12 protein-coding genes and 1 tRNA gene are annotated in these 10,377 nt (G+C 61.8%); 9 read left to right on the top strand and 4 right to left on the bottom strand.

What is annotated here, in order from left to right:
• Nucleotides 1-100: 100 nt before the first annotated feature.
• Nucleotides 101-177: transfer RNA gene (locus tag HMPREF2743_RS08155), tRNA-Pro, on the bottom strand.
• An 81-nt stretch (nt 178-258) separates the two neighbouring features.
• Nucleotides 259-1,164 (bottom strand): metallophosphoesterase, encoded by a 906-nt coding sequence (locus HMPREF2743_RS08150; RefSeq protein ID WP_070818557.1) that lies wholly within the window; start codon nt 1,162-1,164, stop codon nt 259-261.
• Nucleotides 1,165-1,206: 42 nt separating this feature from the next.
• On the opposite strand from HMPREF2743_RS08150, the gene HMPREF2743_RS08145 reads away from it, so the two are divergent.
• The gene (locus HMPREF2743_RS08145; RefSeq protein ID WP_070525237.1) at nt 1,207-1,671 is read left to right on the top strand and encodes a GatB/YqeY domain-containing protein; all 465 of its coding nucleotides are present in this window, start codon (nt 1,207-1,209) and stop codon (nt 1,669-1,671) included.
• Nucleotides 1,672-1,675: 4 nt separating this feature from the next.
• Here the strand turns inward: HMPREF2743_RS08145 and HMPREF2743_RS08140 are convergent, their stop codons facing one another.
• Nucleotides 1,676-4,120 (bottom strand): transglycosylase domain-containing protein, encoded by a 2,445-nt coding sequence (locus HMPREF2743_RS08140; RefSeq protein ID WP_246824486.1) that lies wholly within the window; start codon nt 4,118-4,120, stop codon nt 1,676-1,678.
• Between the two features lie 214 nt (nt 4,121-4,334).
• Here HMPREF2743_RS08140 and HMPREF2743_RS08135 point away from each other — a divergent pair, with 214 nt between their 5' ends.
• The 4 genes from HMPREF2743_RS08135 to HMPREF2743_RS08125 are packed head-to-tail and all read left to right on the top strand — an operon-like array spanning nt 4,335 to nt 6,098.
• Nucleotides 4,335-4,634: a WhiB family transcriptional regulator gene (locus tag HMPREF2743_RS08135; RefSeq protein ID WP_010189966.1), complete on the top strand. Its 300-nt coding sequence runs from the start codon at nt 4,335-4,337 to the stop codon at nt 4,632-4,634.
• A 13-nt stretch (nt 4,635-4,647) separates the two neighbouring features.
• Nucleotides 4,648-4,809, top strand: a complete 162-nt coding sequence (locus HMPREF2743_RS12635) for a Sp36 family protein (RefSeq protein ID WP_010189965.1) — start codon at nt 4,648-4,650, stop codon at nt 4,807-4,809.
• Nucleotides 4,809-5,267 carry a RidA family protein gene (locus HMPREF2743_RS08130; RefSeq protein ID WP_070525240.1) on the top strand — a complete coding sequence of 153 codons (459 nt, stop codon included), beginning with the start codon at nt 4,809-4,811 and terminating at the stop codon, nt 5,265-5,267. The genes HMPREF2743_RS12635 and HMPREF2743_RS08130 overlap by 1 nt, the downstream gene beginning before the upstream one ends.
• An 18-nt stretch (nt 5,268-5,285) precedes the next feature.
• Nucleotides 5,286-6,098, top strand: a complete 813-nt coding sequence (locus HMPREF2743_RS08125; protein WP_070525242.1) for an MBL fold metallo-hydrolase — start codon at nt 5,286-5,288, stop codon at nt 6,096-6,098.
• 77 nt (nt 6,099-6,175) lie between these two features.
• Here HMPREF2743_RS08125 and glxR read toward each other — a convergent pair whose 3' ends face one another.
• Nucleotides 6,176-6,859, bottom strand: a complete 684-nt coding sequence (glxR, locus tag HMPREF2743_RS08120; RefSeq protein WP_010189962.1) for a CRP-like cAMP-activated global transcriptional regulator GlxR — start codon at nt 6,857-6,859, stop codon at nt 6,176-6,178.
• A 291-nt stretch (nt 6,860-7,150) separates the two neighbouring features.
• On the opposite strand from glxR, the gene nth reads away from it, so the two are divergent.
• The 4 genes from nth to HMPREF2743_RS08100 are packed head-to-tail and all read left to right on the top strand — an operon-like array spanning nt 7,151 to nt 10,288.
• The gene (gene nth / locus HMPREF2743_RS08115) at nt 7,151-7,810 is read left to right on the top strand and encodes an endonuclease III (RefSeq protein ID WP_246824485.1); all 660 of its coding nucleotides are present in this window, start codon (nt 7,151-7,153) and stop codon (nt 7,808-7,810) included.
• 9 nt (nt 7,811-7,819) lie between these two features.
• Complete coding sequence (locus HMPREF2743_RS08110) at nt 7,820-8,389, top strand: TlpA family protein disulfide reductase (RefSeq protein ID WP_070525244.1); 570 nt, start codon at nt 7,820-7,822, stop codon at nt 8,387-8,389.
• A complete protein-coding gene (locus HMPREF2743_RS08105) occupies nt 8,386-9,063 on the top strand; it encodes an NUDIX hydrolase (RefSeq protein WP_070818555.1) in 678 nt (225 codons plus the stop codon). The genes HMPREF2743_RS08110 and HMPREF2743_RS08105 overlap by 4 nt, the downstream gene beginning before the upstream one ends.
• Nucleotides 9,064-9,100: 37 nt before the next feature.
• On the top strand, nt 9,101-10,288 hold the full coding sequence (locus HMPREF2743_RS08100) for a MarP family serine protease (RefSeq protein ID WP_070818554.1): 1,188 nt from the start codon (nt 9,101-9,103) through the stop codon (nt 10,286-10,288).
• The last annotated feature ends 89 nt before the right edge of the window (nt 10,289-10,377 follow it).

The raw sequence follows: 10,377 nt of genomic DNA, 5'->3' as shown, positions 1-10,377 counted from the left end.
CGGAAAACAACACGTTTTGTCGTTTAGGCCGGCAAGCCGCTTTGCCCCGTTGGCGTGGCCCAGTGAAAACGCAAAAGAACCCGCAGTTTCCTGCGGGTTGTGGTCGGGATAACAGGATTTGAACCTGCGACCTCTTCGTCCCGAACGAAGCGCGCTACCAAGCTGCGCCATATCCCGGTGTCTCGCTCTAAGCGGTACCGGAATACTGTAACTCACCCTGGTCTGAAAGGACAAAACGGCAGCGTGGAGGGGGTATACCTAGGCGGCCTTTTCGGTGATGCGTAGCAGCGTGGCAGACGGACGGCAGAAGACGCGGAAGGGAACGAACTTCGAGGTGCCCAACCCGTTGGAGACATGCATGTACATCTCTTCGAACCGGTGCAGGCCCTGGGCGCGGGCGCGATCGATGCCGCAGTTGGTCACAATGGAGCGCGAGCCCGCCACCTTGAAAGGCAGGCAGAGCTGGCCGCCGTGCGTGTGTCCAGACAGGGACAGCTGGTAGCCGTCGGCGGCGAATTTCTCCAGGACGCGGGGCTCCGGGGAGTGCAGCAGCGCCAAGGAGAGGTCGGAGTCCTCGTTGGGGGCGCCGGCGATTTCGGAGTAGTCATCCAGATCATGGTGTGGGTCATCCACGCCGGCGGCAGCTAGGCGGACGTCGCCGACCTTGAACTCCACGCGGGCCTGGTTGGCGTCGTGCCAGCCATGCTCGAGGAAGGCCGCGCGCATGCCCTTCCACGGCAGGTTCACGTAGGAAGGTTCGTTCTTCTTCCCAATCAGGTAGTTGAGGGGATTCGGGATGCGCGGCGCCCAGTAATCATTGGTGCCAAAGCAGAACATGCCCGGGCGGCTGAGCAGTGGGCCAAGGGCGCGGAGGACCTCGGGGACGCCGCGCTCGTCGGAAAGATTGTCACCGGTGTTGATTACCAAGTGCGGGTCGAGGGCGTCGAGGCCCGAGACCCACTCAATTTTGGCGCGCTGGCCCGGAATCATGTGGAGGTCTGACACGTGCAGGATGCGGAACTCGGACTCCTCGCGCAGCGTGCCGGGCTCCAGCAGCGGCAGGGTGTACTCCTTGAGCTCGAACTTAGTGAGCTCTGAATGCGCCCATGCGGCAGTGCCCAGACCAGCGGCGGCGAGTCCGCCAAGGACAGGGTAAATCTTCACCCTCACCACACTACCTGGGCTGGCAGGCGTAGATTGAAGGGCATGAGTGAGTTGAAAGAAACTATCCGTGCTGACCTTAAAACCTCGATGAAGGCCAAGGACAAGGCCCGCACGAGCGCCATCCGTTCTCTGCTTTCTGCCATCCAGGCAGAGGAAACTTCTGGTTCTCGCCATGAGATCACCGATGAGGACATTCTCAAGGTCATCGCCCGCGAGATTAAGAAGCGCCGCGAGTCCGCAGAGGTCTACGCAGAAAATGGCCGCCCGGAGTTGGCGGAGGAAGAGCTTGCTGACGTCCCCTTCTTCGAGGCCTACCAGCCAGAGCAGCTTGACGACGACTCCCTGAACACCCTCGTCGCCGAATCCATCGCCGAGGTTGAAAAGGACTCCGGCGAGCCAGTGACCATCAAGCAGATGGGCAACGTCATGAAGGTGGCCACCGCTAAGGCCGCTGGCCGCGCCGACGGAAAGCGCCTGTCCACCGCGGTCAAGGCCGCCCTGAATTAACGCGCTAGAGCCCGAAGAAGCTCCGCACGTCATTCGTGAAGCGGTCAACATCCTCCTGGGTGAACAGCGGTTCAGGCTGAGAGGGCTGGCCGCCACCAGTGTCACCGCCGTCGGTCGGTGCGGACGGTGCGCCGTAGGTGGAGTCCCAGGCTACTTGGTCCGCACTCGCAGAGTCGGAGGAGTCGCCTGCGGAGCCGTCGGAAAGCTGGAGCGTGACCTCCGCGCCCTTCTTCGCGCCGGATGGGCCCGTGATGACGCGAACTACCTTGCCGTATCCCACACCGGGTGCGGGCACCTCGGTGGTTTTGACTGAATAGCCGGCCTTCTCCAGAGCGGAGCGGGCTTGGCTTTCGGACTTGCCCTTCAGTCCGTCGATAAGCGGCGACACCGTGCCGGAGTCGTAGGCGCGGTCATAGTCCGGCACCGTGCCCTTCTGCGCTTCGGGGACGCGCGCGGCCATGGTGTAGAAGGTTGCTGCTGGCTCCTTGCCGCCGAAGAGGTTGCCGCTGGCGCACTGGCGCACTGGGCCGGTGCACAGCGGGCTCGTGGTGGTCCCGTCATTGTAGATGTACGGTGCGGCAGCGACCGCCGAGTTGAAGCCCAAGAATGCCGAGGACTGGTTGGACTCCGTGGTACCGGTCTTCGCGGCGGCCTGGCCGCTGAAACCGGCAGCGCGTGCCGAGTCGGCGGCGGTGCCCTTTTCGGTATCGGCGGTCATGTTATTTTCCAGCGCCTTCGCAACTTCCTTGCCCACTGCGCGTTCGCACGGCGTGTGTTTGAGGTAGACCTCGTTGCCGTGGGAGTCCGTGACCTCCTCGATGGGGTTGGGCTCGCACCACATGCCTTGCGAGGCCACCGTCGCGCCCACGTTGGATAGCTCCAGCGCGTTCACTGCCGTGGGGCCGAGTGTGAAGGAGCCGAGGTTGGATTCCTTGATGTGGTCGGCGATGGAAGTTTCGCCGTCGTAGCTGCCGGGGTCTTCATATGAACGCAGCCCGAGCTTAACGGCGATGTCGACTTGACGCTCGACGCCCAGTTGCTCGGTGAGCTGGATGAAAGGGGTGTTGGGGGAGTAGGCCAGCGTGTCCTGCATGGTCATCGTGGGGGCGTAGTTGCCGGAGTTTTCCACGCAGTACTTGTTGGGTGGGCAGTTAGCAGCGCCGCCGTATCCTAGCCCTTCCGCCTCGTAGCGCTTCGGCACAGCTAGCTTGTCCTTGATGCCGTAGCCTGCCTCCAAAGCCGCTGCGGCGGTAAAGAGCTTGAACACCGAACCGGCACCGTTGCCCACCAGTGAATTCGGCTGAGGGAGGAGGGTTTCGTTGTTATCGAGGTCGAGCCCGTAGGTGCGCGATGAGACCATGGCCAGCACCTTGCGGGTACTGGTGCCCGGCTGGATGACGTTCATGACCTCCGCCACGCCTTCTGCATCCGGGGCGGTATGGCTGCGCACCGCGTTGAGCGCTTGGTCCTGGACGTCGGGGTCAAGCGTGGTCTTGACGGTTAGTCCGCCGCGTGTCAGGTGCTCGCGGTCGATGCCCTTTTCGTTGAGGTACTCCAGCACGTAGTCACAGAAGAAACCGCGATCGCCCGCGCCGATACAGCCGTTGGCCAGGGTGGCGGGGCTATCCAATACGCCCAGGGGTTCCTGGGCGAAGGAATCGGCGTCCTCCTGGGAGAGGGAACCGGTGTCGGCCATGGCTTGGAGAACCATGTTGCGGCGTTCGATGACGCCTTCCTCGTTGGTATAGGGGTTGAGATACTCCGAGGACTGCACCATGCCGGCGAGCATTGCTGCCTGCGGCACCGTGAGGCTCTCGGCACTAGTTCCGAAGTAGGTGCGGGCCGCAGCCTCAACGCCATAGGCGTGGTTACCAAAGGGCACGAGGTTGAGGTAATTAGCCAGGATCTCATCCTTGGAAAGCTTGGCGTCGATATCCGTGGCCATACGCATCTCGCGTAGCTTGCGGGCCACGGACTGTTCCGTCGCGGCCTGGCGTTCCTCGTCGGTCGTTGCATTGACCAAGAGGAGATAATTCTTCACATACTGCTGGTCCAGCGTCGACGCACCCTGGGAGACGCCGCCCGCGGCCAAATTGGTCCACAAAGCGCGGAGATTGCCCTGCAGATCGACGCCCTCGTGCTCATAGAAGCGGCGGTCCTCGATGGCCACGACCGCTTGCTTCATGGCATCCGAGATTTCATCCGGCTGCACCGGATGTCGGCGTTGCTCGTAGATATAGGCAAGGGTGTTGCCCTTGGCATCCAAGATGGTGCTCACACCAGGGGCTTCGCCGTTGGTGAGATCCTGGATGTCCGATTGCATCGTGTCGTTCGTCCTGGCCACGGCAACGCCACTGACGCCGGCGACGGGGGCGATGGCCAGCGCGATGAGGATGCCGACCAGTGCTGTGGACAGGACGAGCTTTCCCAGGGATTTGATCACAGTCACCCTCCACACACTAGTGGTTCAGGTGCAGATCCGGGAGACCCCCCTAAAGTGTGACCTGTTAGACAGGGATACCGGTCTGTGAATAGACTTACCAAGGGTACATAATATTCCGTCGAGTAGAGGGTTATTCACGATCTTCACCTTCGACGGGGGTGAGCTTGGAAGGAGTTACCTAGCCGTGACAGTCAGTGTCAAAGGTGCAGGACGGTCCACAATGCTAAAGAACGCCTCGTTAACTACTGAGCGTGGTGAGTGGGTTACCCAAGCTAAGTGCCGCAATGGCGACCCTGATGCACTTTTTGTGCGAGGGGCAGAGCAGCGAAAAGCTGCGGTGATTTGCCGCCACTGCCCGGTGCTCAATGAGTGCCGCGCGGATGCTCTGGATAACCGCGTGGAGTTTGGCGTGTGGGGCGGCCTCACGGAGCGTCAGCGCCGTGCCCTTCTACGCAAGAACCCGCACATCACTAGCTGGGCTCACTACCTTGCTGAGGGTGGCGAACTCATCGGTATTTAGTAGCATTGATTCCATGACTAAATGGGAATATGCCACCGCGCCGGTTCTTACGCACGCGACGAAACAAATCCTCGATTCCTGGGGTGAGGACGGCTGGGAGCTCGTCACCATCACCCCGGGCATGAACCCGGAGAATGTTGTCGCCTATTTCAAGCGCCCTCTGGAGGAATCCTAATGGGTGCGCTTGCCCGCCTTGAAGAGCTCGGCGTCGAGCTGCCTTCCGTTGCTGTTCCTCTCGCTTCCTATATCCCGGCTACCCAGGTGGGCAACCAGGTCTGGACATCTGGCCAGCTGCCTGTTGTGGGCGGGGAATTGCCTGTCACCGGCAAGGTCGGCGCAGAGGTAAGCCTCGACAAGGCACAGGAATTGGCGCGCACGGCGGCGCTGAACGCATTGGCTGCCATCGATGGCCTCGTGGGGCTTGACCGCATCACCCGCGTGCTAAAGGTGGTCGGTTTCGTAGCTTCGGATCCCTCCTTCACGGATCAGGCCGCAGTTATCAATGGTGCCTCGGATTTCCTCGGTGAGGTCTTCGGGGACGCTGGGATCCACGCGCGTTCTGCGGTGGGGGTAGCGGTCTTGCCGAAGGATTCCCCCGTTGAGATTGAAGTCATCGTAGAAATCGCTGAGTAATCGGATAGGGTTAGAACCATGGAGCATCCTGCATATAGCCAACTGCGTCCCGTGAGCCAGTCCGTCGGTGTCGTGCTGTGTGACAACCCCAGCTACACCGCCTTGGAGGGCACCAATACGTGGATCATCCGCGCCGGAGAAGATTCCCGCGCCATTGTGGTCGATCCGGGCCCGGAGGATGAAGGTCACCTCAATGTTGTGACCGCGAAAGCGGGCGAGGTGGCGTTGATCCTTCTTACCCACCGCCACGATGATCACGCATCGGGCGCCCAGCGTCTGCGCCAGCTCACTGGTGCCCCCATCCGCTCTTTCGATCCGAATTACTGCAACGGAGGGGACGCGCTTGTCGACGGTGAAGTGATCACCGTCGACGGCATCACCCCGCAGCTTGAGGTGGTCCATACCCCGGGCCACACTGCAGATTCGACCTGCTTCTTCGTGTGGTCGGCGGAAGCGAAGAACTCCATGCTGGAGGGCATTCTGACCGGCGATACCATCGCCGGCCGCCACACCGTGCTGCTGTCTGAGACCGATGGTGATTTGGGTGCTTACCTGAAGACGTTGGATCTTCTTGAAGAGCGTGGCAAGGATGTGGCGCTTTTCCCGGGACACGGCCCGGACTTGGAGGACACCTCTGCGGTTGCCCGTAAGTACATTGACCGCCGCCACCACCGCCTGGACCAGATCAAGGAGGTCCGCGGGCGCCTTGGTGAGGACGTCGACGTTAAGACTCTCGTCGATGAGATGTATGACGACGTTGACCCGGTTCTGCGTCACGCAGCTGAGCAGTCGACGCGTACCGCGCTGAAGTACCTCGCGACTGAGCAGTAATCTGAAAACCACTAAGTCCCCCGATAATCTCGGGGGACTTTTTCGTAGATTATGCGGTGCGCTCGACGCACCGCATGCTAGCGCGCGCGGCGGGCCAAGTGCTCGGTGTCAACGATGAGCACCGACTTGCCCTCCAAGCGGATCCAGCCGCGGTGGGCGAAGGTGGCCAGCGCCTTGTTCACGGTCTCGCGGGAAGCGCCGACGAGCTGGGCGATCTCTTCTTGGGTGAGGTCGTGGTTCACGCGGAGCGCACCACCCTCCTGCACACCGAAGCGGTTAGCCAGCTGCAGCAGGGTCTTGGCCACGCGGCCCGGAACGTCGGTGAAGATGAGATCCGCCAGGTTGGCGTTGGTGCGGCGCAGGCGGCGGGCCAACACGCGCAGCAGCTGCTGGGCAATCGCCGGGTGATCGGCTACCCACTGCTTGAGCATCTCGGAGTTCATCGTGGCGGCGGTAACCTCGGTGACGCACACTGCGGACGAGGTACGCGGGCCCGGATCGAAGATGGAGAGCTCACCGAACATGTCGGACGGGCCCATCACGGTCAGCAGGTTCTCGCGGCCGTCCGGGGCGTGGCGGGCGAGCTTAATCTTGCCCGAGGTAATGATGTAGAGGCGGTCTCCCGGCTCACCTTCCTCAAAAATGGTGGTGCCGCGCGGGAAACGGACGGTTTCCATCTGCTCAATAAGGTTCTGTACTGCTACCGGATCGACGCCCTGGAAAATACCAGCGCGCGAGAGGATATCCTGTACGCCTTCCACTGTTACTCCTTAAAGCTTGCGCAGCCCGGAAAACACTGGGACACAAGCTGGTTTGGTTTATGTTGACGCACCTAGACTCCAGTGCGCCACGAGGCACTGCACAACATCATACAGTGTAATTAGTCACTATTTCCACCAACGTGAAAAATAATCACACGCCTTGATTAATCCTCGAAGGCCGTCGCTTCTAGCTTCTCCATGAGAATGGCAAAGAGCGCGAGGCATAGCGGCACGAAGAGGACGAGTGAAATCATGCTTCCCATTCTAACTGCCGTCACTAAAGTTACTTCTATGTCCCCTGACCTTTCCACACAGCATGACGACGATACCGAGGCAGCGCGCATTGTCCATATCCGCACCGCCCTCGCGCAGGAATATCCCGACGCCGACTGCGAGCTAGATTTCACCTCCCCGCTAGAACTGCTCGTAGCGACAGTTCTCTCCGCACAGTGCACGGATGCCCGTGTCAACCAGGTCACCCCGGAGCTTTTTGCTGCCTACCCCTCCGCACCGGATTATGCAGCTGCGGACCGCGCCGATCTCGAGCGCATCCTCCGCCCCCTCGGATTCCAGCGCGCAAAGGCTGGCCACTTGTTAGGCATCGGGGAAAAGCTCGTCGCAGATTTCGACGGGCAGGTGCCCCAAGGGATCGACGAGCTGACCTCCTTGCCGGGCGTCGGCCGCAAAACCGCACTGGTGGTGCGCGGAAATGCCTTCGGGCTACCGGGAATCACGGTGGACACCCACGTCACGCGCTTAAGCCAGCGGCTCGGTCTGACAGGGGCGAAGACGCCGCGGGCAATTGAGAGGGACGTCGCCAAGCGCGTGCCCGAAGAGGAACAGACAGTGTTTTCGCACCGCCTCATCCTCCACGGGCGGCGCGTGTGCACCGCCCGGAAGCCGAAGTGCGCGGCCTGCGTCCTTGCGCCATGGTGCCCGTCGCGGGGTTAAGGTGGAGCAATGAGCCAATATTCTCGGTGGCCTGGATACGTGAAGGCGAGCATCGTTGCCATTGTCGCGCTGGCAGCACTCGCATTCGTTGGCGTGGTGAATCTCCTTGAGGATGATGAGCCGGAGGTCCCCGTCCCCGAGGCGCAGGAGCGAGAGGTAGCTAAGCGTCCCAAGTGCCCCGAAGGGCCCATCGCTGGCGTGGACCTTCCTTGCCTGGGCGCGGCCGGTACCGCGGCGGCCAAGAACGTTCAGATCGTCACGTTGTGGGCATGGTGGTGCGAGCCGTGCCGTACGGAGCTGCCCTTTTTCGAAGACCTTGCGCGCTCGCACTCTACGTGGAATGTCGTCGGCGTGCATGCGGATGCCAACGCCGCTAACGGGGCGGCGCTTTTGAACGATCTGCAGGTCAATATCCCCAGCTACCAGGACGATGATGGAGCCTTCGCTGGCGAGCTCGGGCTGCCGGGCGTCATCCCAATCACCCTCGTGGTGCGCGACGGCATAGTGGAGGAGAAGTTTATTAAACCTTTTACTTCCGCAGAAGAATTGGAGGAGGCCGTCGAGGAGGTTCTTAAGTGAGCCGCCTGTTTCCTGCTCACTCTCCTGAGTGGTTGCGCCCCGCGCTTGGGGTCGATACCAACAAGATACAAGAGCGCCTCATCCGGCACCTCCCGGCCGCTCGGCGCCGCCGCGAATCGGCAGTGTTGGTGCTGCTGAAAGGCACGAGTTTTGAGGATGGCGAGGTGCTGCTCACGCACCGCTCGCCCTCGATGCGCTCGCACTCCGGCCAGATTGCATTTCCTGGTGGGCGCAAGGATGAGGAGGACGCCTCGCTTGTCGACGCCGCCTTGCGCGAAGCCGAAGAAGAAACCGGCCTCGATCGCTCCACCGTTACTCCTCTTGAGCAGTGGGGCAAGCTGGATATCCCGGCGACCGGCAACACCGTGAGCCCCGTCTTGGCGTATTGGCATAAGCCAGGCACCGTGTGGCCGGCGAGTCCGGCGGAGACAGACGACGTCTTTACCGTCCCGCTGCGGGAACTGGCGGATCCTGCCAACCGCCTGATGGTGGGTTTTAGCCGTTGGAAGGGGCCGGCGTTTCGGACACGCGGCTATTTGGTGTGGGGATTTACTGCGGGAGTGCTGTCCGGGCTCATGGACCACGCGGGGTGGAGCGTGGAGTGGGATAAGAATCTGGTTCATGATCTGCGTGACTCACTCGATCGCTCTTTGAATAATGAGAAGATAGGCTAGTTCTGCTCCTTTTAGCCCTTAAGAAAGTATTCCCCCTGTGTCCTTAGCCGTTGACGTTCTGATCGTGATTGCCGTGCTCCTCGCCGTGCGCGTGGGCTGGCGGCAGGGAGCTTTGGCAGCGGTCCTCGCGGCGGTGGGAATCATCGCGGGGTTGGTGCTGGGAACCGTGCTGGCCCCGCTGGCGATGGGCCTGACTGACCAGGCGGCCGTGCGCTTTTTGCTGGCCGTCGGCGTGCTCATTTTGCTGGTGGGGCTGGGGCAGCTGGTGGGGACGTCGCTTGGCATGGCGCTGCGGGACCGTATGCGTACGCGCTCTGGGCAGCGCGTGGATTCGTCGATTGGCGCGGTGTTCCAAGCTGCGGCGGCCATCGTGGTGATTTGGTTGGTGTCTTTGCCCTTGGCCTCCAATTTGGGTGGTCAGCCGGGGCAGGCGCTGCGTGAATCACGTGTGCTGAGCTCGCTCAATGCGGTGGCGCCTTCGCGCTTGGCGGCGCTGCCGAATGGCTTGGCTGCGCTCCTCAACGAGTCTGGGCTGCCGCCGTTGGTCTCGCCCTGGGAGCGTTCTGGCGCCGATGTTGAGGTGGATGCGCCCGCGGTGAATACTGGGGATTCTGAGCTCGCGGAACGCGTGCGGCCATCCGTTATCCACGTGCTGGGTGATGCGGAGGCGTGCTCGCGCCGCCTGATGGGCTCGGGCTTCGTTACGGAACCGGACTACGTCATCACGAATGCCCATGTTGTGGCGGGTACGGATAAGGTGCGTCTTGATACCGTGCTCGGGCTCAAGGAAGCGGATGTGGTCTACTACAACTCGGATGTGGACATTGCGGTGCTGCATAGCCCGGGCTTGGACTTGGAGCCGTTGCCGTGGGCGGAGCAAGCGGCTGCGACGGGGGACGATGCCATCGTCTTGGGCTTCCCGCAGTCCGGTCCATTTACTGCGGAGCCGGCGCGCGTGCGTGACCGCCTCACCATCGCCGGGCCGGATATCTACTCCACTGGCCGAGTGGAGCGCGATGCCTACACGGTGCGCGGTAGCATCCGGCAGGGCAATTCCGGCGGTCCGATGATCAACCCGGAGGGTCAGGTGCTCGGCGTTGTGTTTGGTGCTTCCGTGGAGGATTCCGATACGGGCTATGCGCTTACCGCGGACGAGGTGCGCGGCCACGTGGGTGACGTCACGCAGCTTGTCGACGCCACCCCAACCGGCTCCTGCGTCGGCTAAGACCAGGTAGTTTCTTCTTCCGGTTGCGGGGCCCACGGTGCTGTTTTAGTCTCTGTGCTCATGGGGGATATTGAAACCTACATCCGCCT

The sequence above is a fragment of the Corynebacterium sp. HMSC036D02 genome (assembly GCF_001836165.1).
Lineage (GTDB): Bacteria > Actinomycetota > Actinomycetes > Mycobacteriales > Mycobacteriaceae > Corynebacterium.
The sequence above is the reverse complement of the archived record's forward strand: the minus strand, read 5'-3'. Positions and strand labels throughout refer to the sequence as shown.

Coding starts and splice junctions, on each gene's coding strand:
- HMPREF2743_RS08145 (WP_070525237.1), top strand. CDS start 1,207: ATGAGTGAGTTGAAAGAAACTATCCGTGCTGACCTTAAAACCTCGATG.
- HMPREF2743_RS08135 (WP_010189966.1), top strand. CDS start 4,335: ATGCTAAAGAACGCCTCGTTAACTACTGAGCGTGGTGAGTGGGTTACC.
- HMPREF2743_RS12635 (WP_010189965.1), top strand. CDS start 4,648: ATGACTAAATGGGAATATGCCACCGCGCCGGTTCTTACGCACGCGACG.
- HMPREF2743_RS08130 (WP_070525240.1), top strand. CDS start 4,809: ATGGGTGCGCTTGCCCGCCTTGAAGAGCTCGGCGTCGAGCTGCCTTCC.
- HMPREF2743_RS08125 (WP_070525242.1), top strand. CDS start 5,286: ATGGAGCATCCTGCATATAGCCAACTGCGTCCCGTGAGCCAGTCCGTC.
- nth (WP_246824485.1), top strand. CDS start 7,151: ATGTCCCCTGACCTTTCCACACAGCATGACGACGATACCGAGGCAGCG.
- HMPREF2743_RS08110 (WP_070525244.1), top strand. CDS start 7,820: ATGAGCCAATATTCTCGGTGGCCTGGATACGTGAAGGCGAGCATCGTT.